At 54.5% G+C, this 26,123-nt stretch carries 23 protein-coding genes; 17 read left to right on the forward strand and 6 right to left on the reverse strand.

The features are described 5' to 3' along the window. Positions 1-293 precede the first annotated feature (293 nt). The 3 genes from AACU55_RS01340 (at position 294) to AACU55_RS01350 (ending at position 4,448) form a co-directional block, all read left to right on the forward strand. The gene (locus AACU55_RS01340) at positions 294-512 is read left to right on the forward strand and encodes a YfgG family protein (RefSeq protein ID WP_013576570.1); all 219 of its coding nucleotides are present in this window, start codon (positions 294-296) and stop codon (positions 510-512) included. 9 nt (positions 513-521) lie between these two features. Beyond that, positions 522-1,961, forward strand: a complete 1,440-nt coding sequence (gene mgtE / locus AACU55_RS01345; protein ID WP_037036915.1) for a magnesium transporter — start codon at positions 522-524, stop codon at positions 1,959-1,961. Between the two features lie 204 nt (positions 1,962-2,165). Further along, positions 2,166-4,448, forward strand: coding sequence for a diguanylate cyclase domain-containing protein (locus tag AACU55_RS01350; protein ID WP_134706529.1), 2,283 nt, complete (start codon positions 2,166-2,168; stop codon positions 4,446-4,448). Between the two features lie 7 nt (positions 4,449-4,455). Here the strand turns inward: AACU55_RS01350 and alkA are convergent, their stop codons facing one another. Beyond that, the gene (gene alkA / locus AACU55_RS01355; RefSeq protein WP_134706530.1) at positions 4,456-5,328 is read right to left on the reverse strand and encodes a DNA-3-methyladenine glycosylase 2; all 873 of its coding nucleotides are present in this window, start codon (positions 5,326-5,328) and stop codon (positions 4,456-4,458) included. Positions 5,329-5,396: 68 nt separating this feature from the next. After that, complete coding sequence (cysS, locus tag AACU55_RS01360) at positions 5,397-6,788, reverse strand: cysteine--tRNA ligase (protein ID WP_013576574.1); 1,392 nt, start codon at positions 6,786-6,788, stop codon at positions 5,397-5,399. A 227-nt stretch (positions 6,789-7,015) separates the two neighbouring features. On the opposite strand from cysS, the gene ppiB reads away from it, so the two are divergent. Then, complete coding sequence (gene ppiB / locus AACU55_RS01365) at positions 7,016-7,510, forward strand: peptidylprolyl isomerase B (RefSeq protein ID WP_013576575.1); 495 nt, start codon at positions 7,016-7,018, stop codon at positions 7,508-7,510. Between the two features lie 11 nt (positions 7,511-7,521). After that, complete coding sequence (gene lpxH / locus AACU55_RS01370) at positions 7,522-8,244, forward strand: UDP-2,3-diacylglucosamine diphosphatase (protein WP_015690296.1); 723 nt, start codon at positions 7,522-7,524, stop codon at positions 8,242-8,244. 111 nt (positions 8,245-8,355) lie between these two features. On the opposite strand, the gene AACU55_RS01375 is transcribed toward lpxH, so the two are convergent. Further along, positions 8,356-8,988 carry a tRNA-(ms[2]io[6]A)-hydroxylase gene (locus tag AACU55_RS01375; protein ID WP_013576577.1) on the reverse strand — a complete coding sequence of 211 codons (633 nt, stop codon included), beginning with the start codon at positions 8,986-8,988 and terminating at the stop codon, positions 8,356-8,358. Between the two features lie 180 nt (positions 8,989-9,168). Here AACU55_RS01375 and purE point away from each other — a divergent pair, with 180 nt between their 5' ends. Together purE and purK are read left to right on the forward strand one after the other, a co-directional pair. Then, positions 9,169-9,678 (forward strand): 5-(carboxyamino)imidazole ribonucleotide mutase, encoded by a 510-nt coding sequence (purE, locus tag AACU55_RS01380; RefSeq protein ID WP_013576579.1) that lies wholly within the window; start codon positions 9,169-9,171, stop codon positions 9,676-9,678. Then, the gene (gene purK, locus AACU55_RS01385; protein ID WP_134706531.1) at positions 9,675-10,739 is read left to right on the forward strand and encodes a 5-(carboxyamino)imidazole ribonucleotide synthase; all 1,065 of its coding nucleotides are present in this window, start codon (positions 9,675-9,677) and stop codon (positions 10,737-10,739) included. Before purE ends, purK begins: the two co-directional genes overlap by 4 nt. A gap of 145 nt (positions 10,740-10,884) precedes the next feature. Here purK and ybbP read toward each other — a convergent pair whose 3' ends face one another. Further along, entirely contained in the window at positions 10,885-13,317 is a 2,433-nt protein-coding gene (ybbP, locus tag AACU55_RS01390; RefSeq protein WP_134706544.1) for a putative ABC transporter permease subunit YbbP, read from the reverse strand. After that, the gene (gene ybbA, locus AACU55_RS01395) at positions 13,314-14,000 is read right to left on the reverse strand and encodes a putative ABC transporter ATP-binding protein YbbA (RefSeq protein WP_134706532.1); all 687 of its coding nucleotides are present in this window, start codon (positions 13,998-14,000) and stop codon (positions 13,314-13,316) included. The genes ybbP and ybbA overlap by 4 nt, the downstream gene beginning before the upstream one ends. On the opposite strand from ybbA, the gene tesA reads away from it, so the two are divergent. The 5 genes from tesA to AACU55_RS01420 all read left to right on the forward strand — a co-directional run bounded on the left by tesA (position 13,971) and on the right by AACU55_RS01420 (position 18,178). Further along, a complete protein-coding gene (gene tesA, locus AACU55_RS01400) occupies positions 13,971-14,600 on the forward strand; it encodes a multifunctional acyl-CoA thioesterase I/protease I/lysophospholipase L1 (RefSeq protein WP_015690300.1) in 630 nt (209 codons plus the stop codon). The two genes, ybbA and tesA, sit on opposite strands and share 30 nt — an antisense overlap. A gap of 122 nt (positions 14,601-14,722) precedes the next feature. Next, entirely contained in the window at positions 14,723-15,499 is a 777-nt protein-coding gene (locus AACU55_RS01405) for an SDR family oxidoreductase (RefSeq protein ID WP_037036898.1), read from the forward strand. A gap of 208 nt (positions 15,500-15,707) precedes the next feature. Next, positions 15,708-16,565 (forward strand): thioredoxin family protein, encoded by an 858-nt coding sequence (locus tag AACU55_RS01410; protein ID WP_134706533.1) that lies wholly within the window; start codon positions 15,708-15,710, stop codon positions 16,563-16,565. A gap of 237 nt (positions 16,566-16,802) precedes the next feature. Next, complete coding sequence (locus AACU55_RS01415) at positions 16,803-17,723, forward strand: SPFH domain-containing protein (RefSeq protein WP_037036893.1); 921 nt, start codon at positions 16,803-16,805, stop codon at positions 17,721-17,723. Continuing rightward, positions 17,723-18,178, forward strand: a complete 456-nt coding sequence (locus AACU55_RS01420) for an NfeD family protein (RefSeq protein ID WP_013576587.1) — start codon at positions 17,723-17,725, stop codon at positions 18,176-18,178. The genes AACU55_RS01415 and AACU55_RS01420 overlap by 1 nt, the downstream gene beginning before the upstream one ends. Here the strand turns inward: AACU55_RS01420 and cueR are convergent. After that, positions 18,175-18,579 (reverse strand): Cu(I)-responsive transcriptional regulator, encoded by a 405-nt coding sequence (gene cueR, locus AACU55_RS01425; protein WP_013576588.1) that lies wholly within the window; start codon positions 18,577-18,579, stop codon positions 18,175-18,177. The two genes, AACU55_RS01420 and cueR, sit on opposite strands and share 4 nt — an antisense overlap. A 91-nt stretch (positions 18,580-18,670) precedes the next feature. Between cueR and copA the strand changes: the two genes are divergently transcribed. From copA to ybaL, 5 genes are all read left to right on the forward strand, one after another. After that, the gene (gene copA, locus AACU55_RS01430) at positions 18,671-21,214 is read left to right on the forward strand and encodes a copper-exporting P-type ATPase CopA (protein ID WP_134706534.1); all 2,544 of its coding nucleotides are present in this window, start codon (positions 18,671-18,673) and stop codon (positions 21,212-21,214) included. Between the two features lie 49 nt (positions 21,215-21,263). Continuing rightward, the gene (locus tag AACU55_RS01435; RefSeq protein ID WP_134706535.1) at positions 21,264-22,070 is read left to right on the forward strand and encodes a TraB/GumN family protein; all 807 of its coding nucleotides are present in this window, start codon (positions 21,264-21,266) and stop codon (positions 22,068-22,070) included. Between the two features lie 276 nt (positions 22,071-22,346). Then, positions 22,347-22,826, forward strand: a complete 480-nt coding sequence (gene ybaK / locus AACU55_RS01440; protein WP_013576591.1) for a Cys-tRNA(Pro)/Cys-tRNA(Cys) deacylase YbaK — start codon at positions 22,347-22,349, stop codon at positions 22,824-22,826. 45 nt (positions 22,827-22,871) lie between these two features. Continuing rightward, on the forward strand, positions 22,872-24,083 hold the full coding sequence (locus tag AACU55_RS01445) for an MFS transporter (RefSeq protein ID WP_037036886.1): 1,212 nt from the start codon (positions 22,872-22,874) through the stop codon (positions 24,081-24,083). 237 nt (positions 24,084-24,320) lie between these two features. Beyond that, on the forward strand, positions 24,321-26,012 hold the full coding sequence (ybaL, locus tag AACU55_RS01450; protein WP_037036885.1) for a YbaL family putative K(+) efflux transporter: 1,692 nt from the start codon (positions 24,321-24,323) through the stop codon (positions 26,010-26,012). Positions 26,013-26,123 lie beyond the last annotated feature (111 nt).

The following is a 26,123-nucleotide window of genomic DNA, read 5'->3' on the forward strand; positions in this document are numbered from 1 at the left end:
TTAAATCCCTTGATGCATATCAATAAACACAATCTTTGTGATTTGACAAAAATTCATCTCAGACAAATTCATCGCGTGATGCATGAAATAAAATTTTTTGGCAATTTCATGCGATCCTTCTTAAGGAGAACGAAAAGTCTTAAGTTTGATGGATTTATACCCCTTTAAACCGCGCGTTTGCCCTTAATCCGATTATCTGGCTGCCTGTTTAGATGTGTTATATATTGTAAACGTTATCATTTGCAGACCTTCATTCCTTCACCGGAGCAACGATTTACTTAAGCGATTAAATTATGTCTCGAAAAACCAACATCAGAATGACGAAAATCGTTTTAGCGATAAGCTTCATTATTTTGTTCGGGCGTCTGGTCTACTCCGCTATCGGTGCGTATTCACATCATCAGAATCAAAAACAAACCCGGACCGATACGCAAACTGTGGAGTTACAGGAACAGACTCCCGCAAAAACCTGTACCGGCACGCTGAAAACCTGTCGTTACTCAAAGGACTAAGGATCACAAATGTCTGGTGGAAAACCAAAGAATTACGGCCAGAAACTGGCTGAAAGCCGCAGCAGGATCCTCGATCTCCTTCTGAACACTGATGACCTCGCCGACAGTATTCTGGGCGAGGAACCTGATGTTGATGACGCCACCCGCGCACAACTGATGGACAACACCGCCGAGCTGACCTCGCGGGTACAAAGTCTTCACGCGGCGGACGTTGCGGACGTACTGGAAGCACTGCCGATCCGTGAGCGTCTGGCGCTGTGGCGGCTGGTCGAACCCGCAGCACGCGGTAAAGCGCTGGTGGAAGTCTCAGAAACCGTCTGGGACAGTCTGATCGAAGAAATGAGCGATAAGGATTTGCTCAAAACCATGTCACTGCTGGATGTGGACGATCAGGTTTATCTGGCGGAATATCTGCCCCGCGACCTGATTGGCCGTGTACTGACCTCACTGGATCCCCGCCAGCGAGAGAAAGTTCGCGAAGTGATGAAATTCAGCAAAGAATGCGTTGGCCGTATCATGGATTTCGAGTTGCTGACCGTTCGTCCGGATGTCTCACTGGGCACCGTTCAGCGCTTTCTCCGCTCACGTAAGTCAATCCCGCAGGCAACCGATAAAGTCTTTATTACTGACCGGAAAAATACGCTGCTTGGCGAATTGCCGCTGACCACGATTTTATTGAACGCGCCGCATACGCTGGTTTCCGACGTAATGATCACCGATCTCACCAGTTTTGAACCGGAGGACAAAGCCGAAGACGCCGCCAGCGCGTTCGAACGTTATGACCTGATCACCGCTGCCGTCGTGGATAAAAAAGGCAAACTGATGGGCCGCCTGACGGTGGAAGAAATCGTCGATTTCGTCAATAACGACACCGACAGTAACTTACGCCGCATGGGTGGCTTAAGCCCTGAAGAAGATGTTTTCTCGCCGGTAACCAAAGCCGTGCGTAACCGCTGGGCGTGGCTGGCCATCAATCTGTGTACGGCGTTTGTGGCTTCCCGCGTGATCGGCCTGTTTGAACACACAATTTCGCAGCTCGTTGCGCTGGCCGCGCTGATGCCTATTGTCGCCGGTATCGGCGGAAATACCGGCAATCAGACCATCACCATGATTGTCCGCGGGCTGGCGCTGCACCATGTTCAGCTCGGCAATCTGAAATTCCTGATGTTCAGGGAGCTGGGCGTGGCGCTGATCAACGGCCTCGTCTGGGGCGGATTAATGGGGATTGTCACCTGGCTGCTCTATGGCAACTGGGAGATGGGCGCGGTGATGACACTGGCGATGGTGCTAAATTTACTGCTGGCCGCGCTGATGGGTGTCGTCATCCCCCTCACCATGGTACGCCTGGGCCGCGACCCTGCGGTCGGATCCAGTGTGATGATTACCGCGCTGACTGACACTGGCGGATTCTTCATTTTCCTCGGCCTTGCCACCATTTTCCTGCTTTAACAAAATGAATTCCGGCTTTCTGGCCGGAAAATTCGTTATCTATTACAGCGTAATGTAGAATTTATATTAATCATTAGCGCTGATTTTCCGGTACTCATTAACCCCTGCCGCAGTTCGCCCTGCGGTAGTGCATTGATAACATTAATCAATAAGTATCACTGCGACTGCCTGCAACGCTCCGTCAGCCAGAAAAAGGTTTTCACCGTGGAAAATAGCAAGCCGCCCTCAACTGGGGCTAATCGGGCAAACTGGACATCCTGCTTACTTTTAGGCATCTCAACCTGCCTGCTGGCCTTTGCCTGTTTGAGTATCATTCAGAAGTCGTCCAGCCTCGCCGGATTGTGGCTACCGACAGCATTGCTGATCCCTGTTTTATTCCACCATCGCTATCGCGACTGGATCCTGCTGCTGTGCGCCGCCGCACTGGGCATCGCGGCATCACATACGATCCTCGGTACGCCCTTCTTTCGCTATCTGCCTTATCTGCTCAACAACCTTATTGAGGCTTCTCTGTGTGCGGATTTATTGCGCAGAATATTGCCGGCACAGGATCCGCTTTCGGGGCTGAGTTCCTGGATGAAATTCCTTTTCGTCGCGGTGATCTTCTGCCCGCTGGTCAGCGCGTTAATCATGCTGTTGTTTATTCTGCATGTTCATTCTCCGGCAGAATTACAAAGCCGCTTTACCACCTGGTTTATGTCAGAAGCCGTGGCGATCCTCGCGCTCACGCCGCTGGGGCTTATCTACCAGCGCGGCTATCTGGTTAAACTGATCACCTCGCCGCGTCTTTTCGGACTGCTTCTGACGTTGATCCTGACGCTGGCGGCCGGTTTTCTGGCCCTGAAATGGCTGCCTTACACTTTCGCCTTTATCACCATTCCGCTGTTATCGGCTGCCATCCGTTTACCCCGTATGGAATCGTTCATCATTTTCCTCTCGATGACACTGATGATTGCGTTACTGCATACCAGCGGCATTATTTCCGTTCAGCCGCACCTGGCGGATCAGCTCCCTCAGGGACTGATTTTCCTGCCGCTGCTATTGATTCTGATGCCTGCGAATGCCATGGCGATGGCAATGCATGCGTTGCGTACTGAAAAATCTCACATCACGCAAAGTGAAAATCGCTTCCGAAACGCCATGGAATATTCCGCAATTGGCATGACGCTGGTATCACCGGAAGGCAAGCTGCTGCAGGTGAACAAAGCCCTGTGTCATCTGCTGGGTTATGAGGCGGAATATCTGACCACCCTGACGTTCCAGGAAATTACCTATCATGAAGATCTGGGCAAAGACCTGGCGCTGTTGCAGCAATTGCTGAACGATGACATCCAGAGTTACACCCTGGAGAAGCGTTATCTGCGCCGCAGCGGAGAAGTTATCTGGGCATTCCTCGCCGTATCTCTGGTGCGTGATGAACACCATAATCCGATGTATTTCATTTCTCAGATTGAAGATATCAACGAGCTTAAACACACCGAAATGACTAACAAACGCCTTTCGGAAGCGCTGCATGAAGAAAAAGAGCTGCTGCATATCACGCTGAATTCTATCAATGAAGCGGTGATCTCCACCGACCGGAATATGAATATCACTTTCATGAATCCGGTCGCAGAGAAAATGACTGGCTGGAAAGAACAGCAGGCGCAGGGGCAACCGGTAGGCCGCATCGTGCGCATCAGCAAAGGAGCGGGAGGGCCGCTTATCGACGATCTTTTGCAGTTTGATATCAATGAAAATCTGCACTCTTCCGTTGAGCGTTCGCTGATTCTGCACGGGCATCACACGGCTTTGTTTGATGTTCAGCTGGCAGTGTCACCGCTGCGCACCCTGAAAGACGAACCGATTGGCATTGTGCTGGTGCTACAGGACGTCAGTAAATCCCGGGAACTGATGCGAAAACTCAGTTACAGCGCCTCTCACGATTTACTCACCGGGTTGTCGAATCGTGGCAGTTTCGAATCGAGCCTGAAAAAAGCGCTGAATCTGACTGCAACACAACGTCAGCCTCACGGTCTGGCGTTTATCGATCTGGATCATTTTAAAGCGATTAACGACACCGCAGGACATGCCGCAGGGGATGAACTGCTGCGCCAGATCAGCGCACTGATGCAGGAGAACATCCGCAACAGCGACCGGCTGGCAAGGCTGGGCGGCGATGAATTTGCGCTGATCTTATTTGATTGTCCTCAGGAAGAAGGGCTGGCAACGCTGCAGCATCTGGTGGACAAAATCAACGATTTCAAATTTATCTGGGAAGGAAATGCCTACCGGATCGGAGCCAGCGCAGGAATGACGCAAATAAACGATGCGAACATCACCGGCAGCGAATACATGGCACAGGCGGATATGGCCTGCTACATCGCCAAACACAACGGACGCGGGCGGGTTTATAAATATGAACCGGCGCAAAAAACGGCCACCGCGCATACCAGCGGCGCCGTCCCCCCTGAAGACCATCAGTCTGGCACAGAAGTGTCACGTTAATCCCCGCCTACGGCGTGTCCGGCTGCCACTCATTATTGAACCACAAATGCAGCGTGGCGTAGGTGCGCCAAGGTTTCCAGACTTCGGCATAGCGGGCTATCTTCGCGGGCGTCATGCCCGGAAAACGCTGTTTAATCAGATAGTCACCGCCGAGAAAAACATCAGGCGCTGACCAGGCGCGCATTGCCACATAACTGGCAGTCCAGTTGCCAATCCCCGGCATCGCCTGCAGCTGTTTTATTCCGTCCTGCACATCGGTGATGTCATCCAGCGGCAAACGCCCGTCATCCACTGCCTGCGCAATATTAATCAGACACGCTGCACGTTTGGCCTGCACACCAATACCCCGTAAATCGTCTACCGTTAACTGCCCGATGGCCGCCGCAGACGGAAACAAATGCGTCAGCGCGGCAAACGGCGTACGCACCGGTTCGCCCCATTTTTCAGTCAGCCGCGTCGCCAGTGTCGCCGCCATTTTCACGCTCACCAGTTGCCCGAGGATCGCGCGCACCATCAGTTCAAAACGGTTGACGCAGCCCGGCAGGCGTAATCCCGGCGCATTGTCAGCCAGTCCCCCCAGACCCTCGGCGATAAGCGTGGGTTGCGCGTCCAGATCCAGCAACCGCCGCACCTGTGCAGCTATGTTCTCCGTGACCGGCGAAAGCGACGCCGACACTTCCAGTTCAACGCCATTTCGCTCAGGCAAGGGACGCAACCGCAACCAGCCGGTCAGCCGTTCGCCGTGGTGCATCACCGCCAGCGTACGCTGGTAATATTCGCCATCCTGCTGTTCAACACCCTGCAATGCACGCGCGCCGAGAAATGCCGTCATCCATTGCCAGTCATACGGAGGCTGATAGGTCAGAAACAGGGTTGTCACAGCATGATCCTTATAAAAATGGCCCCCGGTTGGGAGCCATAATTCAGCATTAAGAACAAAAGAATAGACTATTTTCTACGCCAGGTGGTCCCTGCCGCGCCGTCTTCTAACACGATACCCATTTCATTGAGACGATCGCGCGCTTTATCCGCCATGCCCCAGTCTTTGCTGGCGCGGGCATCGTTACGCTGTTTAATCAACGCTTCGATTTCAGCCACTTCGTCATCGTTATCCGCCTGAGCACCGGATTTCAGGAACTGCTCCGGATCCTGCTCCAGCAGGCCAAGTACACCTGCCAGTTGCCGCAGTTCCGCTGCCAGACCGTTGGCCGCAGACAGGTCTTCCGTTTTCAGGCGGTTAATGTCACGTGCCATATCGAACAACACGGAATAAGCTTCCGGTGTGTTGAAATCATCGTCCATAGCCGCACGGAAGCGCGTAACGAAAGCCTCACCACCGGCTGGCGTTGCAGCGGCGTCAGTGCCGCGCAGTGCGGTGTAAAGACGCTCCATCGAGGTACGCGCCAGTTTCAGGTTCTCTTCGCTGTAGTTTAGCTGGCTGCGATAGTGACCCGACATCAGGAAGTAACGCACGCTTTCAGCGTCATAATATTTCAGCACATCGCGCACGGTGAAGAAGTTATCCAGTGATTTGGACATCTTTTCGCGGTCGATCATCACCATGCCGGAGTGCATCCAGGTATTCACATACGGGCCGTCATGGGCACAGCTTGACTGCGCAATTTCGTTCTCGTGGTGCGGGAACATCAGGTCTGAACCGCCGCCGTGAATGTCAAAATGCGCACCGAGCTGTTTGCAGTTCATCGCAGAACATTCGATATGCCAGCCCGGGCGACCTTCGCCCCACGGAGATGTCCAGCTCGGTTCGCCCGGCTTGGACATTTTCCACAGTACGAAATCCATCGGATTGCGTTTCACGTTGGCTTCGACTTCGACGCGCGCACCCGCCTGTAACTGATCCAGATCCTGACGGGACAACAGACCGTAATCCGGATCACTTTCCACCCAGAACATCACATCACCGTTCGACGCGACATAGGCGTGGTCACGGTCAATCAGCTTCTGCACGATATCGATAATTTCGTGAATGTGCTGCGTGGCGCGCGGTTCAGAGTCCGGCGGCAGAATGTTCAGTGAAGCAAAATCAGCATGCATCTCGGCAATCATACGGTCGGTCAGCGCCATAAACGTTTCGCCATTTTCAGCGGCACGTTTAATGATTTTATCGTCGATATCGGTGATATTGCGCACGTATTTCAGGTCATAACCGAGGTAACGCAGGTAACGCGACACCACGTCGAAAGACACAAAGGTGCGACCGTGGCCGATATGACACAGGTCGTAAACAGTGATCCCACACACGTACATCCCGACTTTACCGGCATGAATTGGCTTGAATTCCTCTTTTTGGCGACTCAGGGTATTAAAAATCTTCAGCATCAGGCTATTCCGTGTGTTGGGCGTAGAAAATGGCGTTGGCGCGTTTAAGCGACACTAACGCGTATAATATAACGAAAATGATTTCACCGAAACGGCATAAGGCCGCCGGACGGGCTTTAGTCGTCACAAAGCCGCTGCTGACGGCAACTTTTGAGTTATGGTATAAGAAAAGGCTATAGTAGCCGCTCTTACTAAGAGCACACATCAACATTAGCAGGATGATAATTATGGTCACTTTCCACACCAACCACGGCGACATCGTCATTAAAACTTTCGCTGACAAAGCGCCAGCCACGGTTGAAAACTTCCTGAACTATTGCCGTAAAGGCTTCTACGACAACACAATTTTCCACCGTGTGATTAACGGTTTCATGATCCAGGGCGGCGGTTTTGAGCCAGGCATGAACCAGAAAAACACCGATGCGCCTATCAATAACGAAGCAGACAACGGCCTGAAAAACACCAAAGGCACGCTGGCGATGGCGCGTACCAACGATCCGCATTCCGCCACGGCACAGTTCTTCATCAACGTAACTGACAACGACTTCCTGAACCACAGCGGCAAAAACGCACAGGGTTGGGGCTACTGCGTATTCGCAGAAGTGGTTGAAGGTCAGGACGTGGTTGACGCGATCAAAGCCGTCAAAACCGGCCGCAGCGGTATGCACCAGGACGTTCCAAAAGAAGATGTTGTGATCAAAAGCGTGACAGTCAGCGAATAATCAACGTCGGGATGACCACGTTTTTTATCGCAGATATCCATCTTTGCGCACAGGAACCGGCAATCACTGCCGGTTTTCTGCGTTTTCTACGTGAAGATGCGCCGCAGGCCGACGCCCTGTACATTCTCGGTGACCTGTTTGAAGCCTGGATTGGCGACGATGATCCGCAGCCGCTTCACGCTGAAATCTCGGCGGCACTGAATCAGTTACACCAGCAAGGTGTGCCCTGCTTCTTCATTCACGGCAACCGCGATTTTCTGCTCGGCAGACGTTTCGCCCGCGACAGCCTGATGACGTTGCTGCCGGAGAAAAAAGTGCTGGAACTTTATGGCCGCCGCGTCCTGATCCTGCACGGCGATACACTGTGCACCGACGATGTCGCGTATCAGAACTTCCGCAAAAAAGTCCACAATCCGCTGATCCAGAAACTTTTCCTGATGCTGCCGCTGAAATGGCGACTGGGCATTGCTGCCAGAATGCGCGCCAACAGCAAGGCGTCAAACCAGGGCAAATCACTGGAAATTATGGATGTGAACCCGCAGGCGGTGGTCAGCGAAATGCAGATGGCCGGCGTGGAGTGGATGATCCACGGTCACACCCATCGTCCGGCAATTCACGATGTGCCACTGGGGAATAAAACCGGCCACCGCGTGGTACTCGGCGCATGGCACGAAGAAGGCTCGATGGTGAAAGTCACCGCCGATAACGTGGAGCTGATCAGCTTCCCGTTTTGAGTCACCTCAAAGTTACCCAAAATAATTTGAGTTGCTGGAAGGCGACAAGCTCATGAATCCCTGGGAGCTTAGCTGACTAAGTGACCGGGGTGAATGAGCGCAGTCAACGCATCAGCAGCCCGAAGTATGAAGGGTAACGGGTACGCCTGAATGGAAGCGGAATTGTTCGTCCGGCGTGAGGATCAGTTCCGCTTCAATTCTGCCAAACTCCTCTACCCGCTCACTGATATCCGTTCCGGCATATTGCTCCGCCAGCGCCAGATAATCGGCAAAATGCCGTGATTCTGAACGCAGCAATGAGGTGTAAAAACGCGACAAGGTTTCGTCGAGATGCGGCGCAATTTTGGCAAAACGCTCACAGGATCGCGCTTCGATGTACGCCCCGATAATCAGCCGGTCGACCAGAATATTCAGATCATCGTGATGACGGGTATGTTTGATCATGCCGCTGGCGTAGCGCGAGGGGGAAAGCTGGGTATAAGTAATATTGCGCTTTTGCATGATTTCCACCACTTGTTCGAAGTGGTGAAGCTCTTCACGCGCCAGGCGCGCCGCACAAAACAGCAGCTCGGTGCGATCCAGATATTTGGTCATCAGGCTCATCGCCGTGGCCGCCGCTTTCTTTTCACAGTTAGCGTGGTCGATCAGCATCACCGTCTGATTTTCCAGCGCCACATCCACCCACAGAGCGGGTGTTTCACAGTGAAGAAAATCATAAATCGGTGCCAGTAAAGCCTGCGTCATAAATCAGTTTCCAATGAAGTTTGTCATTAATATATTGGTTTGGATTATACAAATCTGCCGCCAACTTCTCATCAAAAATGCGCCGTTTTCCGGCGACGCAACCGTTTTCCTCCCTCACGGAGCGTGCTATCATTTGCGCCCTCGCAGTTTCTATTTCCGAATCACAGGAGCTTTACAGACATGTCATCCAACGTTACCCCGGCAAAAATCGCCATCGTTATGGGGTCTAAAAGTGACTGGGCGACCATGCAGTTCGCCGCCGACGTCCTCACAACGCTGAATATTCCTTTCCATGTCGATATCGTCTCCGCTCACCGTACGCCGGACAAATTGTTTACTTTCGCTGAGCAGGCTTCCGCTAACGGTTTTGATGTGATCATCGCGGGTGCCGGTGGCGCAGCGCATTTACCGGGCATGCTGGCGGCGAAAACGCTGGTGCCGGTGCTGGGCGTGCCGGTGCAAAGTGCTGCACTCAGTGGCATCGACAGTCTCTATTCCATTGTGCAAATGCCGCGTGGTATTCCGGTCGGTACGCTGGCGATTGGTAAAGCCGGTGCCGCAAACGCCGCATTGCTGGCGGCACAGATTCTTGCACTGCACGATGCTGAGATTGCCAAAAACCTGGCCGCGTGGCGCACCGCACAAACTGACGAAGTGCTGAATAACCCCGACCCGCGGGAGGAAGCATGAAACCGGTTTGCGTACTCGGAAACGGCCAGTTAGGCCGAATGCTGCGTCAGGCCGGTGAACCGCTGGGCATCGCCGTCTATCCTGTCGGCCTTGATGCTGAACCGGAAGCCGTGCCGTATCAGCAAAGCGTGATCACCGCTGAAATCGAACGCTGGCCGGAAACGGCACTGACCCGCGAACTGGCGACGCACAATGCGTTCGTTAACCGCGACATTTTCCCGCGTCTGGCCGATCGCCTGACGCAAAAACAGCTGCTCGACCAGCTCGGTCTGGCGACTGCGCCGTGGCAATTGCTGTCCGATGCCGCCGAATGGCCGCAGGTATTCTCCCGGCTTGGCCAACTGGCGATTGTGAAACGTCGCGTCGGCGGGTACGACGGCCGGGGTCAGTGGCGTCTGCGTTCTGGTGAAGAAAATACGCTGCCGCAGGATTGCTATGGCGAATGCATCGTTGAGCAGGGTATCAACTTCTCCGGTGAGGTTTCGCTGGTGGGCGCGCGCGGTCACGATGGTAAAACCGTGTTTTATCCGCTGACCCACAACCTGCATCAGGACGGCATTCTGCGCACCAGTGTTGCGCTGCCGCAGCCGGATGCCACCCTGCAACAGCAGGCAGAAAACATGCTGTCGGCGATCATGAACGAACTGAATTATGTCGGCGTAATGGCAATGGAGTGTTTCGTGGTCAGCGAAGGTTTGCTGATCAATGAGCTGGCACCGCGTGTGCACAACAGCGGGCACTGGACACAGAACGGCGCCTCTTACAGTCAGTTTGAAATGCATCTGCGCGCCATCCTTGGTCTGCCACTGCCGAAACCGGTGGTGAGCACACCGTCAGTGATGGTGAATCTGATTGGCACGGATGTGTCAGAAAAATGGCTGAGCCTGCCGCTGGTCAATCTGCACTGGTACGAGAAAGACGTGCGTCCGGGTCGTAAAGTCGGACACCTGAATCTCAACGACGCCAGCGCCCGCCTGCTGAAAGACAATCTCAACGCACTGGTCCCGATGCTGCCGGAAGAATACGCCAGCGGGATTGAATGGGCGATTGAAAAGCTTTGATTTGATCGGCTCCCTCCCCTGCGAAGGGGAGGGTTGGGGTGGGGTATTAAGGTCAAAATCTCATAGTTAAAGTGTGCTTTGACAAACAGTTAGCCATTAAAACCCCCTCCCTGCCTCCCCCTTCGCAGGGGGAGGAGTTTAGAAACTACGAGTCGTATTGCCGGAACAACGCCCGTCCCCGCAGCAACCGCACACCCAGCCAACCGCCGCAAACCGACAGCAGCACCGCGCTGACCACCGGTACCGCAATCCACATCAGATAATTCGGTTCCCATGGGAAATCGAAAACCTGGCGTTGCAGTAGCCACAATGCAGCTTCCGCGCCGATGGCGGCGGCGATCCCCGCCACCAGCCCGAGCACGGCAAATTCACACCACAATGTCCGGTGCAGCATTTTTTTGCTGGCACCCAGCGTACGGTAAACAATCAGCTCCTGACGGCGCTGACGCATGCCGACCTGAATCTGCGCCAGCAGCAGCAATCCGCCGCACAGCATCACCAGGATCACCATCACTTCCAGCGCCCTGCTCACCTGCTGTAATACCTGGCCGACCTGACGCAGGATCGAGCCGATATCCAGCAAACTCAGCGTCGGGAACTGACGGTTAAGCTGCGTGATGGTGCTGACATCACCGTGATAACGGAAGCTGGTCAGCCAGCTTTGCGGTTGTGCATCCAGCGCACCCGGCGGGAAGATGAAGTAGAAATTCGGCTTCAGGCTGTCCCAGTCCACTTTACGCAGGCTGGTGATTTTGGCGCTGAATTCCTGCGTATCACCGCTGAATGTGACGGTATCGCCGGGTTTGAGCCCCAGACGCCCCGCCAGCCCTTCATCTACCGACACTTCACCGGCTTTCGGCGGTCCGTTGCCTGCCACCAGCGGATTGTGATCCGGCAGTCCCTGCATCCAGGTCAGATTCAGTTCACGGTTGACCGCCTCTCCCCCTGCGTCATCCGGTTTGATGATATCAGTGGCAACTTTGTCGTTAATCTTCGTCAGACGTACCCGCACAATCGGGTAGAAGGTTTCCGGTTGCGCGTTATGCTGATGCAGGAAATCCGTCACCTGCGGGATTTGGTCTTTGGTGATATTAAGCAGGAAGTAATTCGGGCTGTCCGGCGGCAGTTGTTGCTCCCAGCGATCCAGTAAATCCCCGCGCATCACCAGCAGCAACGCCAGCAACATAAATGACATCGAGAATGCCGCCAGTTGGCTGAGCGTCACCCACGGCTGACGCAGCAGACGGTTGACCGCCAGACGCAGCGGTAACTGACGGAATGTCAGCTTGCGTAACAGCAGCAGCGCCCCCCAGCCAATCAGACCAAGCAGCAGCGAAAGTACCAGTACGCCCGCCAGCAATGACCAGAGCAGCGAACTGCCGCCCATCAGCGCCGCCAGCAACCCCACCACTACCACAACCATCACCGGCAGGAAATAACGCAGCGGCCAGACATTTGCCACCACATCATGGCGCAGCACCCGCAGTGGCTGGGTCGCAAGCAACTGGCGATACGGACGAATGCCGATCAACAGTGAGATCACCACCATCGCGCCCATCGACCACACCCACGGCCAGCCACCGGCAGGTGGTAATTCTGCAGGCAAAACCGGCGCCAGCACTTTCATCAGGATGGCTTCAAATGCCAGACCAACCACGCTGCCGCACAACCCCGCCAGCGCCAGCACCGCCAGCCACTGACCGATAATCAGTTTTTGCAGCGCCTTTTTACCGGCACCCAGCGTTTTCAGTACCGCAACCAGATCATAACGGCTGCGGCAGTAATGCCCCATCGACACGGCAATCGCGGCGATTGACAGCATCAGGGTCAGCAGTGCCGACAGCGTGAGGAATTGCTGAGAGCGCTGTAATGATTTGCCCAGCGCCCCGTCGGAATCCTCCATCCCGCTCCAGCGTTGATCAGGCTTAAGCAGCCCTTTTATCGCTTCGCCGTAACTTTGAATCGCTTGCGGCGAACCGGCAAACATATAGCGATAGGTCAGACGACTGCCCGGCTGAACAGCCCCGGTTTTCGGCACGTCTTCCAGATTCATGATCACCCGGGGCGCAGTCTGGAACGGGTTAAAGCCCGAATCCGGCTCCTGAACAATCACACCGGCAATTTTCAGCGTGGTATCTCCGACATCCAGATTGTCGCCGACTTTTACGTTCAGCAGTGCCAGCAGGCGCGGCGCGACCAGCACCGTTCCCGGTTCAGGTTTCAGTCCTGCCGGTTCGGTTTGTAACGCGCCATACAGCGGATATGCCAGATCGGTGGCTTTCACCGCCGCCAGTTGCGGCGTTTCACCGGCAAACGTCATGGTCATAAAAGAGAGCTGACGGCTGACTTTCAGCCCCTGCGACTGTGCATCCTGCAACCAGGCTTCCGTAATCGGATGCGCGGAACGCAGGACGCGATCCCCGGCGATAAACTCACGGCTTTGCTGACTCAGCCCTTTGTCCATGCGGTCGCTGATACTGCCAAGCGCCAGCACACAGGCCACTGCCAGGGTCAGCGCCAGCCAGACGATCAGCAGCGAAGGCGAACGCCATTCCCGCCAGAACCAGCGCCAGATCATGCTTCCTCCCATAATTTCCCGTCACGCAGACGCAACCGCCGCTGACAGCGCGCCGCCAGCTGTTCGTCATGGGTGACCAGAATCAGCGTCGTCGCCGCATCGCGGTTCAGTGAAAACAGCAAATCGACAATACGCTCGCCGGTCACGCGATCCAGATTGCCGGTCGGCTCATCGGCAAACAATAATTTCGGCTTGCCGATGAATGCCCGCGCCAGCGCCACACGCTGTTGTTCGCCGCCGGAAAGCTGCGCCGGAAGATGATGCAGACGCTCGCCCAGCCCGAGACTTTCCAGTAACTGCACGGCCTGCTGACGACTGCTGCTGTCGCTTTCACCGCGCAACAACGCAGGAAGCTGGACGTTTTCCAGTGCGTTGAGTGTCGGCACCAGCATGAAAGACTGGAACACGAAACCGACATTTTTTGCCCGCAGCGCCGCGCGCCCTTCCTCATTGAGTTCGCTGAGGGATTTGCCCAGTAATTTCACATCACCCCGGGTGCCATCATCCAGCCCGGCAAGAATGCCCAGCAAGGTGGATTTACCGGAACCGGATTCGCCAATCAGGGCAATTGTCTGGGCAGGTTTGACAACCAGCTCCACACCGGACAGGATGGTGAGCTGACCTTCACCCTGACCGACGTGCTTACTTAGATGATGAACTTCAAGAACATTTTCCGCTGGCATCTCCCCTTCCTTATGTTGTTAGGATTATTGAGTTTTCGCGCCGTTGCTGCTGATAACTTGCTGATTATTGGCGACAGTTTGAGTGCAGTCTATCGCCTTCCGGTAGCCGAATCCTGGCCGACATTACTGAATAACACATGGCAAAAAGAAGGTGGCAAGCCCACCATAATCAACGCCAGTATCAGCGGCGATACCGCTGAACAAGGGCTGGCACGCCTGCCATCCTTGCTGCAACAACATCACCCCCGCTGGGTGCTGATTGAACTGGGCGCCAATGACGGATTGCGGGGTTTCCCGCCACAAACCCTTTCCCGGACGCTGCAACAGGTGATTGAACAGGTAAAACAGAGCAATGCCCAACCGTTGCTGATGCAAATCCGTCTGCCACCCAATTATGGCCGCCGCTACGGCGACGCGTTCTACGCCATTTATCCGGCGCTGGCAAAGCAGGAAAACATCCCGCTGGTGCCGTTCTTTATGGAGCAGGTCGCCGTGAAACCTGAATGGATGCAGGACGACGGTTTACATCCTGCGCTGGCAGCACAATCGTTTATTGCCGGATGGATGTCAGAAAAACTCACGCCGCTGCTGACGCATTAGGGTTAAAATACGACGAATAAAAATAATAACGGGACGTGAGTAAAACCAAGACGTTACCTTTTTCACCCGACTCCCTAGTAAATCACAGTCATCAAAAATAGGGACACCTCACAGGTAAAGTTATGCAAAAAGCAGTATTAATCACCGGTTGTTCCAGCGGTATCGGGCTGGTTGCCGCACAGGATTTGCGCGCACGCGGTTATCGGGTACTGGCGGCATGTCGGAAAACGCAGGATATCGACACGCTGCAGCAGATGGGGTTTGAAACTATTCAGTGTGATCTTGATGATAAACAGAGCGTCGAACTTGCGGCCGCCGAGGTCATTGCGCTGACAGGCAACCGTCTGTATGGCTTGTTTAATAATGCGGGTTACGGCGTTTACGGCCCGCTCAGCAGTATCAGCCGTGAGCAATTCGAACAACAATTTTCCACCAATTTATTTGGTACACATCAGCTGACGCAGCTTCTGTTACCCGCCATGTTGCCACACGGCGAAGGCCGTATTATCCAGACCAGCTCGGTGATGGGGCTGATCACTACGCCGCGCCGGGGCGTGTATGCTGCCAGTAAATTTGCACTGGAGGCCTGGTCCGACACACTGCGCATGGAGCTGCACGGCACCGGTATTCAGGTCAGCCTGATTGAACCCGGCCCGCTGAGCAGTAATTTCACCGCCAATGTGAGTCAGTCGCAGACCGACCAGCCGGTCGAAAATCCGGGTATTGCCCGTCGTTTTACACTCAAGCCGGAGGCGGTTTTGCCCAAACTGCACCATGCTTTAGAACATCCGCGCGCGCGCCTGCGTTATCCGGTCACACTGGTCGCCCATGCCCTGACGGTGCTGAAACGCCTGTTGCCCGCGCGCATGCTGGACAAAATATTACGCGGAAACAGCTAAGTAAAAGCGATACGGGGTTGAAGCGGCAAGAGTCGCCCCCATTTGTTCTTAAATACTTTAATTTTCTATACCCTAAATAATTCGAGTTGCGGGAAGGCGGCAAGCTCACGAAGACCCGGGAGCTTAGATAACTAAGTGACCGGGCTGAATGAGCGCAGCCAACGCATCAGCAGCTCGAAGTATGACGGGTAGCGGAGAGACAGAATTCATGCTTGCACAACCTACAGTAATCGATATCAACGAAACCAACCTGCACCAGACGCTGGAACAATCCATGTCTGTGCCGGTGATGTTCTATTTCTGGTCTGAACGCAGTCAGCATTGCCTGCAACTGGGTCCGGTTCTCGACAAACTGGCCGTCGAATACGCCGGTCAGCTAATCCTGGCAAAAGTGGACTGCGATGCCGAGCAGATGATCGCCCAGCAGTTTGGTCTGCGCTCGATCCCTGCCGTTTATCTGTTCAAAGACGGTCAGCCGGTCGATGGTTTCCAGGGTCCGCAGCCGGAAGAAGTGATCCGCGAACTGCTGCAGAAAGTGTTGCCGCAAGAAGAAGAGCTGAAACTGGCTCAGGCGCAGGAAATGTTGCAAGCGGGCGATGTGAATGGTGCCCTGCCGTTGCTGAAAGAAGCATGGCAGTTGAGCAATCAGCGCAGTGACATCGGTTTGTTGCTGGCGGAAACACAAATTAATCTGAACCGTACTGACGATGCCGAAGCCGTGCTGGCGACCATTCCGTTACAGGATAAAGATTCCCGTTATCAGGGGCTGATTGCGCAGATCGAGTTGCTGAAACAGGCCGCCGATACGCCGGAAATTCAGCAACTTCAGCAGGAGTTGTCGCAGGATCCTGAGAATGCCGAGCTGGTGGTCAAACTCAGCCTGCAACTTCATCAGGTCGGGCGTAATGAAGAAGCGCTGGAACTGCTGATGGCTCCGCTGAAGAAAGACTTAGGGGCGGCGAACGGTGCAGCACGTAAAACGCTGATGGATATTATGGCAGCACTCGGCACCGGCGATGCGCTGGCCGCCAAATACCGCCGCCAGTTATATTCCCTGCTCTATTGATTCATCCGGTTTCACCGTAAAACGCCCTGCGCACGTCACTTCTCCGGACGTGCGTTTTTTTTAGCATTTCCCCCGTCTTTTATCCTCTGAACTATCCTTTTATTAATACGATGACTTAACGATTTGTGCGACAATTGAACATGCGCCTGACCGGTCGGTGAGTGCGCCAGGGACATGTTTTTATTCGATTATTCCCCCGTGAATAGTCAGAACACAGTTTTACAGGAGTTTCATACTATGTTTGACCTTATTCCCATCCCTATCCTTATTCTGATCGTACTGGCGCTGCTGATGGTGTACGCCGGGATCAAGATCGTGCCCCAGGGCTACCAGTGGACCGTCGAACGTTTTGGCCGCTATACCAAAACCCTGATGCCGGGGCTGAACCTGGTGGTGCCGTTTGTCGACCGCATCGGTCGCAAAATCAATATGATGGAACAGGTGCTGGATATTCCTTCTCAGGAAGTGATTTCCCGCGATAACGCCAATGTTGCCATCGATGCTGTGTGTTTCATTCAGGTGATTGACCCGGCGCGCGCCGCCTATGAAGTCAGCAATCTGGAGCAGGCGATCGTTAACCTGACGATGACCAACTTCCGTACCGTTCTCGGCTCGATGGAACTGGACGAAATGTTGTCACAACGCGACAACATCAACGCACGTTTGCTGCATATCGTCGATGAAGCCACCAACCCGTGGGGCGTAAAAATCACCCGTATCGAGATCCGTGATGTGCGCCCACCGGCTGAACTGATCTCAGCGATGAACGCACAGATGAAAGCCGAACGTACAAAACGTGCCGACATTCTGGAAGCCGAAGGTGTACGTCAGTCCGCCATTTTACGTGCTGAAGGTGAAAAACAGTCGCAAATTCTGAAAGCCGAAGGTGAGCGTCAGTCAGCATTCCTGCAGGCAGAAGCGCGTGAACGTGCGGCGGAAGCGGAAGCCCAGGCCACCAAAATGGTGTCCGAAGCGATTGCGGCCGGTGATGTGCGGGCGATTAACTACTTCGTGGCACAAAAATATACCGATGCCCTGACGAAAATCGGTTCTGCCAATAACAGCAAAATCATCATGATGCCGCTGGATGCCACCAGTCTGATGGGCTCCATTGGCGGAATTGCTGAGTTGCTGAAAGAAACCAAAGGCGGCAAATAATGCTGCATGATTTCATGGCAAATCCGCACGTATTCTGGCTGTCTCTGGGTGGCCTGTTACTGGCAGCTGAGCTGGTGGGTGCGAGTGGTTACTTGCTGTGGAGCGGCGTGGCGGCGGCCCTGGTGGGTGCTGTCACGTGGATCCTGCCGTTGCCGTGGGCATGGCAGGGCACGGCATTTGCCCTGCTGACCATTCTGGCGGCGTGGCTGTGGTGGAAGTGGCTGAACCAGCGGGTGGATAAATCTTCCGGCAATGCCGCACTCAATCAGCGAGGCCAGCAATTAGTGGGCACTTACGCTACGGTGCTGGAACCGGTAACTAACCAGTTCACACGGGTACAAATCGGTGACAGCAGCTGGCGTGCGATCTGCAGCTCCCCTCTGAACGTCGGGGACAAAGTCGTTATCACCGGCGTGGAAGGGGCGACGCTGCGCGTAGAACCCGATGCGCGTTAATGTTTGTTATGACAGCAGCCGCTGAGATTATCGATGATCGGGCAATCCGCACCCTCGTCGCCGGGGCAGGATTCCGCCAGCGTCAGTAAGCGCTCACGCATCACTTTCAGTTCTTCAATGTGCCGCGCAATTTCGGCGGCCTTTTCTAATGTCCGCGCTTTTACGTCAGCGCTGTGCCTGTCAGGATTGTGGAATAATGCCACCAGTTCCTGACACTCTTCCAGCGTAAATCCAACCTGCCGCGCCTGGCGCAACAACGTCAGTTCTTCGATATGTTTTTGTGCATAGCTGCGGTAGCCGTTTTCACTGCGAGCCGGTGCGGTGACCAGCCCTTTCTCTTCATAAAAACGAATCGCTTTGCTGGTCAGCCCGGTTTTTTTCGCCACATCACTGATGTTCATTTTGCCTCCTTGACCTTACCCTTGCTGGAAGGTTTATGCTCTATAACTAGTGAAATTTGACAATCAGGTCAAGGCAAAAAGGAAATTCATCATGACGACTACCGTATTATCCCTGCAAGGCTTGTCCTGCGGGCACTGTGTCGCTTCAACGCGTAAAGCGCTGGAAGCGGTTGAAGGCACCACCTCTGTAGAAGTCTCTCTGGATAAAGCCATCGTCAAAGGCGATGCCAGCAGCCAGAGCCTGATCGACGCTGTAGTGAACGCCGGTTACGACGCGCAGGTTGCAGGAGATACATCCCCAAAATCTGAGCCGCTGACCGATAAGGCGAGTGTTTTGCCGGAACCCCTGTCAGCGGCTGCGTCACCTGTTCCGGCTGAGACTCACGCCCCGCAAGCCGCTGATGACAGCGTGCAATTATTGCTCAGCGGCATGAGCTGCGCCAGTTGTGTCAGTAAAGTGCAGCTGGCGCTGGAAAGCGTGAATGGTGTCGAACGGGCACGGGTCAATCTGGCGGAACGCAGTGCGCTGGTCAGCGGCAATGCTGATCAAAACGCACTGATTGCCGCCGTTGAACGTGCCGGTTATGGCGCTGAAATTATTATCGACGAAACCGAACGCCGTGAGCGCCAGCAACAAACCTCACGCAAAAGCATGATCCGCTTTAGCTGGCAGGCAGCGCTCGGCCTGGCTGCCGGTATCCCGATGATGTTATGGGGATTGTTCGGCGGCGAAATGATGGTCACCCCCGGTAATCAGACCGGCTGGCTGATTATCGGCCTGCTGACATTGCTGATTATGATTGTCGCTGGCGGGCATTTTTACCGCAGTGCATGGAAAAACCTGATGCACGGCAGCGCGAATATGGACACGCTGGTGTCACTCGGTACCGGCGCAGCGTGGATTTTCTCCTTCGCTGTCAGCCTGTGGCCGGATGCGTTCCCGATGCAGGCGCGCCATCTTTATTATGAAGCCAGCGTGATGATTATTGGCCTGATTAATCTGGGTCACGCGCTGGAACAACGCGGACGTCAGCGTTCATCAAAAGCACTCGAACGCTTGCTGGACCTGACCCCGCCGACCGCACGCGTTGTCACCGCAGAAGGCGAAAAAACCCTGCCGCTGGCTGAAGTACAGCACGGCATGACGCTGCGGCTCACCACCGGTGATCGTGTGCCAGTTGACGGTGAAATTCAAAGCGGCGAAGCCTGGATGGATGAAGCTATGCTGACCGGCGAACCCATCCCACAGCAGAAATCCCAGGGTGAAAAAGTGCATGCGGGGACGCTGGTCAAAGACGGCAGCGTGCTGTTCCGCGCTGACGCTATCGGCAGCCAGACGACCCTTTCGCGGATCATCAAACTGGTGCGCGAAGCCCAGAGCAGCAAGCCTGAAATCGGTAAGCTGGCAGATAAAATATCTTCTGTCTTCGTGCCCGCCGTGGTGCTGATTGCTTTGTTCAGTGGCGCAATCTGGTACTTCTTCGGTCCGCAGCCACAACTGATGTATACGCTGGTGATCGTCACTACCGTGCTGATTATCGCCTGTCCTTGTGCGCTGGGATTAGCGACGCCGATGTCGATTACCGCGGGCGTCGGCCGTGCGGCGGAATTCGGCGTACTGGTGCGTGATGCCGATGCGCTGCAAAAAGCCAGTACCCTCACCACGCTGGTATTTGATAAAACCGGGACGCTGACGGAAGGCCAGCCGAAAGTGACGGATATCCACACCTTTGGCGGTATCCGTGAACAGCAGGCGCTGCGCTTTGCCGCCGCGCTGGAAAAAGGCTCGCACCACCCGCTGGCGCAGGCGATTGTTGAAAAAGCTGGCGGGCTGGACATTCCTGACGTGCTGAATTTCCGCACCCTTGGCGGTCTGGGTTTACGCGGCGATGTTGACGGTACGGCGTTATTACTGGGTAATCAGGCGCTGATGCAGGAAAATGGCGTGGATACCGTTGATGCCAACACTCTGCTGGAAAGCATGGCAGGCGAAGGCGCGACGCCGGTATTGCTGGCGGCAAACGGACAACTGGCGGCGCTGTTCGCGCTGCGTGACCCATTACGTGAAGACAGCGTCAGCGCCTTACAACGTCTGCATCAGCTTGGGTATCAGCTGGTGATGCTGACCGGCGACAATCCGCGTACCGCTCAGGCAATTGCCGCACAAGCAGGAATCGATAAAGTGATTGCCGGTGTGCGTCCCGAAGGCAAAGCCGATGCCATTAAAGCGTTGCAGGACAAAGGCCAGCAGGTCGCCATGATCGGCGACGGCATTAATGATGCCCCGGCACTGGCGCAGGCCGATGTCGGGATTGCGATGGGCGGAGGCAGCGATGTGGCGATCGAAACAGCGGCAATTACCCTGATGCGTCCGAGTCTGCACGGTGTCGCCGATGCGCTGGCGATGTCTCAGGCAACGCTGCGTAACATGAAGCAGAACCTGCTGGGCGCTTTTATCTATAACGTGATTGGCATTCCCGTTGCGGCCGGTGTGCTTTATCCGCTGACCGGTACCTTGCTCAGCCCGGTCGTGGCGGGTGCGGCGATGGCTCTGTCATCCATTACCGTCGTCGCTAACGCAAATCGCCTGTTGCACTTTAAGCCGAAAAAACAAGACGTTTCCCCTGTTCGCTAAAACGATGACGCGTTAGCATGGTCTCTCATTTTTCGGGAGACCATGCACTATGGCGCATTTTTTCAACCGGGTATTAAGCGGGTTCCGCAAGTTGTTTCCCGTCGAGTATTCTTATCCCGCCATTGATATTCAGCTTCCCGGCAGCCGCTCCCTGCATCTGGTCGGCAGCATTCATATGGGCACGCAGGACATGCACCCCCTGCCCGCGCCCCTGTTGCGCCGCCTGCAAAAAGCCGATGCACTGATTGTCGAAGCCGATATCAGCGGCACGGAATCTCCCTTCAGCATGACCGGCGAATTTCCGCCACTGGCCGAACGTCTGCCCGAATCCCAGTATCTGCACGTCGAACGTTTATGCGAAGAACTGGGCGTATCCATGTGGACGCTCAATCCGCTGCCCTCGTGGCAGGTGGCACTGATGTTGCAGGCCACGCAGGCGCAGCGCCTCGGGTTGCGCGGAAATTACGGCATTGATTATCAGCTGTTGCAGACCGCCAAAAAGCAGGGGACGAAAATCATTGAGCTGGAAGGTCCGCAGGAACAGTTCGAATTATTGCAGCAGTTGCCAGATGGCGGACTCACGCTGCTGGAAGATACCCTGACGCACTGGCACACCAATGCCCGCTTGCTGCAAACCATGATCAGCTGGTGGCTGGATACCAAACCGGGACTGGCGACCGAGCAACTGCCTAACACTTTCAGCAGCGATTTGTACGATATCCTGATGAATCAGCGAAACATTCGCTGGAAACAACTGTTGCTGGATCTCCCGGCGGGAAACTATGTGGTCGCAGTAGGTGCGCTGCATTTGTATGGCGAAGGGAATTTGCCGGAATTACTCGCAGAGAAGAGATAGCCTGAAGGATGACGGAGATTAAAAAAATGGCCGATATTTCTATCGGCCAGTCAAAGAGGAATTTCATTTTATTAGTTATAGCTTCAGTGTCAGCCTTTACAGGCGCAACACCGGCTGGCACAGGGTAGCAATCTGTGTTGGGTCTTGGCAATAACCATTCATTGCTCTACTATTTCTCCTTCGCTTATTAAGTGCACTTTATTGTTTAATTTCATCAGATTGAACAGGTGATGAAATTTCGAACAACAACATAAAATAAAACAGAGGAGACAGGCTATGACCCCTGCCGTATTACTCCTGGAAAAGAATAAAGTCAGCTTCACCCTTCATCCGTATGAACACAGCAGCGATGAAACCAATTTTGGCGATGAAGCCGTAAAAAAACTCGGTCTGGACGCCCGTCAGGTTTATAAAACCCTGCTGGTTTCGTTGAATGGTGATGCTAAAAATCTGGCCGTGGCGGTCACGCCGGTGGCATCCCAGCTGGACTTAAAAAAAGTCGCGAAAGCGCTGGGGGCGAAAAAAGCCGATATGGCGGATCCTATGATTGCACAACGCGTTACCGGTTATCTTGTCGGTGGCATCAGTCCGCTCGGACAGAAAAAGCTGCTGCCCACGGTGATCGACAGCCCGGCGCAGACGTTCAATACCATTTATGTTTCAGGCGGTAAACGCGGCCTTGATATCGAACTGGCGGCAGGCGATCTTTGTCGCTTACTGAAAGGTCAGTTTGCTGAGATCGCGAAAATCAGCTGACAGGCCGGTACTCTGCACCTCTACAATAAGAAGGCTTCCTCTGCTATGACAGACACGACGTCAACGCCAGCCAGCCCGCAGAAAGACGCAGTCAAAAAGACTGCGTTTTCTATTCTGGCGGCGATCAGCGTTTCTCACCTGCTTAATGACATGATCCAGTCGCTGATACTGGCGATTTATCCGTTGCTGCAAAACGAGTTCTCTCTGAGCTTCACACAGATCGGGCTGATCACGCTGACGTATCAGATCACCGCATCACTGTTGCAGCCGCTGATCGGCTATTACACCGACAAACATCCGCAACCCTATTCTTTGCCGGTCGGCATGGGCTTTACGCTCTCCGGGCTGCTGCTGCTGGCTGTGGCGCAGAGTTTCCCTGTCGTGCTGCTGGCGGCGGCGCTGGTCGGGACGGGTTCTTCGGTTTTCCACCCTGAGTCTTCGCGCGTGGCGCGCATGGCTTCCGGCGGTCGTCACGGGCTGGCGCAATCGCTGTTCCAGGTGGGCGGTAATTTCGGCGCTTCCCTCGGCCCGCTGCTGGCTGCACTGATTATTGCGCCTTACGGTAAAGGCAATGTTGCGTGGTTCTCACTGGCGGCGCTGCTCGGCATTGTGGTGTTACTGCAAATCAGTAAATGGTATCGCCAGCAAAACCTGATCGCCAAAACGCGCGGGCCGGTGAAAAGTCATGTGACCCTGTTGCCACGTAAAACGGTGGCGATGTCACTGGGTATTTTGCTGATCCTGATATTTTCCAAGTACTTCTACCTGACCAGCCTGAGCAGCTATTACACCTTTTACCTGATCCATAAATTTGGTGTATCGGTGCAAAGCGCACAAATCCATCTGTTTGTTTTTCTGTTTGCAGTGGCTGCGGGCACCATTATCGGCGGGCCGGTGGGTGATAAGATTGGGCGCAAATACGTCATTTGGGCTTCAATTCTCGGCGTCGCGCCATTTACACTACTTTTGCCGCACGCCAGTCTGATGTGGACCAGCGTACTGAGCGTGATTATCGGCGTGATCCTCGCCTCGGCATTTTCGGCGATTCTGGTGTTTGCGCAGGAACTGATGCCAGGGAAAGTCGGCATGGTATCGGGCCTGTTCTTTGGGCTGGCCTTTGGTATGGGCGGGCTGGGCGCCGCGGTGCTCGGCTATGTGGCCGATAAAACCAGTATCGAACTGGTGTATCAGATTTGTGCCTTCCTGCCGTTGCTCGGGATCCTGACAGCATTCCTGCCAAATATAGAACGCAAATAGCCCTTAACCTTTCCTTACCGGCTGCCGATAGTTAAATATCGGCAGCGTCTGAACCCTTATTCCCTTGATATCTGCCTGATAAAACCCATTTAAATCCCGCGTTGGAATTTTTTTTATCGTCTGCTGATGATTTTATATAAAAAAGGCCAAAATTCCCCAACGTGAAAACGATTTTTACCATAAACTTAGAAACAATCAGCAACATATTTGCTTTATGCATAACCAGAAGGAGTCTGAATGCATCATTCTACGCCTCTCATCACTACCATCGTTGGCGGTCTGGTCTTAGCGTTCCTGTTAGGAATGCTCGCCAACCGCCTGCGAATTTCGCCTCTGGTTGGCTATCTCGCTGCTGGCGTGCTGGCCGGTCCGTTTACACCGGGCTTCGTTGCAGACACTTCACTGGCACCGGAGCTGGCAGAAATCGGCGTCATCCTGCTGATGTTTGGCGTAGGTTTGCATTTTTCTCTGAAAGATTTACTCGCCGTAAAGTCGATAGCCATTCCCGGCGCTGTAGCGCAAATCGCGGTTGCAACACTGCTTGGAATGGGATTATCAAGCCTGATGGGCTGGGATCTGGCCACCGGACTGGTGTTCGGGCTGTGTCTGTCCACCGCCAGTACCGTGGTGTTGCTGCGGGCGCTGGAAGAACGGCAACTGATTGAAAGCCAGCGCGGGCAAATCGCCATCGGCTGGCTGATTGTTGAAGACCTGGTGATGGTGCTGACGCTGGTTCTGCTGCCTGCGTTCAGCGGCATGCTGGAAAGCCATCACTCCAGCCCGGTAGAACTGCTCACCGGCCTTGCCGTGACGATTGGTAAAGTGATCGCGTTTATGGTGCTGATGATGGTGGTGGGCCGCCGTGTAGTGCCGTGGATCCTCGCCAAAACCGCCAGCACCGGTTCACGTGAACTGTTTACGCTGTCAGTTCTGGCACTGGCGCTGGGCATCGCTTACGGCGCCGTGGAATTCTTTGATGTGTCGTTCGCGCTGGGCGCGTTCTTCGCCGGTATGGTGCTCAATGAATCCGAACTCAGCCAGCGTGCCGCGCACGACACGTTACCACTGCGCGATGCCTTCGCGGTGCTGTTCTTCGTCTCGGTTGGCATGCTATTCGACCCGATGATTCTGGTGCGTGAACCGCTGACCGTGATCGCCACGCTGGCGATTATCGTGTTCGGTAAATCCATTGCCGCGTTCCTGCTGGTGAAGATGTTCGGGCATTCCAAACGCACCGCGCTGACGATTTCCGTCAGTCTGGCGCAGATCGGCGAATTCGCCTTTATTCTCGCCGGTCTGGGGATTTCGCTGGGACTGCTGTCTGAACATGGCCGTAATCTGGTGCTGGCAGGGGCAATTCTGTCGATTATGTTTAACCCGCTGCTGTTCACGCTGCTGGAAAAATATCTGGCGAAAACGGAAACCATCGAAGACCAGAGCGTTGAAGAAGCGGTTGAAGACGAGAAGCAAATCCCGTTCGATTTGTGCAATCACGCACTGCTGGTGGGTTACGGACGCGTCGGCAGCCTGCTCGGCGAGAAACTTCAGGCTGCGGGGATCCCGCTGGTGGTGATTGAAAATTCGCGTCCGCGTGTCGAGGCGCTGCGCGATCAGGGCATTAGTACGGTGCTCGGCAATGCCGCCAATCAGGAAGTGATGGATCTGGCGCGTCTCGACTGCGCCCGCTGGCTGCTGGTGACCATTCCCAACGGTTATGAAGCCGGTGAAATCGTTGCATCAGCCCGCGTCAAGCGGCCGAATATTGAAATTATCGCCCGTGCGCATTATGACGATGAAGTCACCTATATCCTGGAACGCGGTGCGGATCGCGTGGTGATGGGCGAGCGGGAAATCGCCAACAGCATGCTGGGTATGCTGCAAATCGATATTATGACCGAAGACGAAAAGCGGCCGTTTTGCCCGATCTGATCATCTGTTAGTGATTAAAAAATAAGGGCGCAGTTCATCACTGCGCCCGCTTAAGTGGCTTTATAAAAAATGGCTTCTATCTCAACGCCCTTCTGATTTTCATCAAAATGT

The sequence above is a fragment of the Rahnella sp. CJA17(1/100) genome (assembly GCF_963881615.1).
Lineage (GTDB): Bacteria > Pseudomonadota > Gammaproteobacteria > Enterobacterales > Enterobacteriaceae > Rahnella > Rahnella aceris.

Coding starts and splice junctions, on each gene's coding strand:
- cysS (WP_013576574.1), bottom strand. CDS start 6,788: ATGCTGAAGATTTTTAATACCCTGAGTCGCCAAAAAGAGGAATTCAAG.
- ybaL (WP_037036885.1), top strand. CDS start 24,321: ATGCATCATTCTACGCCTCTCATCACTACCATCGTTGGCGGTCTGGTC.
- AACU55_RS01410 (WP_134706533.1), top strand. CDS start 15,708: ATGCTTGCACAACCTACAGTAATCGATATCAACGAAACCAACCTGCAC.
- ybbA (WP_134706532.1), bottom strand. CDS start 14,000: ATGCCAGCGGAAAATGTTCTTGAAGTTCATCATCTAAGTAAGCACGTC.
- AACU55_RS01445 (WP_037036886.1), top strand. CDS start 22,872: ATGACAGACACGACGTCAACGCCAGCCAGCCCGCAGAAAGACGCAGTC.
- copA (WP_134706534.1), top strand. CDS start 18,671: ATGACGACTACCGTATTATCCCTGCAAGGCTTGTCCTGCGGGCACTGT.
- purE (WP_013576579.1), top strand. CDS start 9,169: ATGTCATCCAACGTTACCCCGGCAAAAATCGCCATCGTTATGGGGTCT.
- mgtE (WP_037036915.1), top strand. CDS start 522: ATGTCTGGTGGAAAACCAAAGAATTACGGCCAGAAACTGGCTGAAAGC.
- tesA (WP_015690300.1), top strand. CDS start 13,971: ATGAACTTCAAGAACATTTTCCGCTGGCATCTCCCCTTCCTTATGTTG.
- AACU55_RS01420 (WP_013576587.1), top strand. CDS start 17,723: ATGCTGCATGATTTCATGGCAAATCCGCACGTATTCTGGCTGTCTCTG.
- AACU55_RS01435 (WP_134706535.1), top strand. CDS start 21,264: ATGGCGCATTTTTTCAACCGGGTATTAAGCGGGTTCCGCAAGTTGTTT.
- ppiB (WP_013576575.1), top strand. CDS start 7,016: ATGGTCACTTTCCACACCAACCACGGCGACATCGTCATTAAAACTTTC.
- ybaK (WP_013576591.1), top strand. CDS start 22,347: ATGACCCCTGCCGTATTACTCCTGGAAAAGAATAAAGTCAGCTTCACC.
- ybbP (WP_134706544.1), bottom strand. CDS start 13,317: ATGATCTGGCGCTGGTTCTGGCGGGAATGGCGTTCGCCTTCGCTGCTG.
- AACU55_RS01415 (WP_037036893.1), top strand. CDS start 16,803: ATGTTTGACCTTATTCCCATCCCTATCCTTATTCTGATCGTACTGGCG.
- AACU55_RS01375 (WP_013576577.1), bottom strand. CDS start 8,988: ATGACGCAGGCTTTACTGGCACCGATTTATGATTTTCTTCACTGTGAA.
- cueR (WP_013576588.1), bottom strand. CDS start 18,579: ATGAACATCAGTGATGTGGCGAAAAAAACCGGGCTGACCAGCAAAGCG.
- lpxH (WP_015690296.1), top strand. CDS start 7,522: ATGACCACGTTTTTTATCGCAGATATCCATCTTTGCGCACAGGAACCG.
- AACU55_RS01340 (WP_013576570.1), top strand. CDS start 294: ATGTCTCGAAAAACCAACATCAGAATGACGAAAATCGTTTTAGCGATA.
- AACU55_RS01405 (WP_037036898.1), top strand. CDS start 14,723: ATGCAAAAAGCAGTATTAATCACCGGTTGTTCCAGCGGTATCGGGCTG.
- purK (WP_134706531.1), top strand. CDS start 9,675: ATGAAACCGGTTTGCGTACTCGGAAACGGCCAGTTAGGCCGAATGCTG.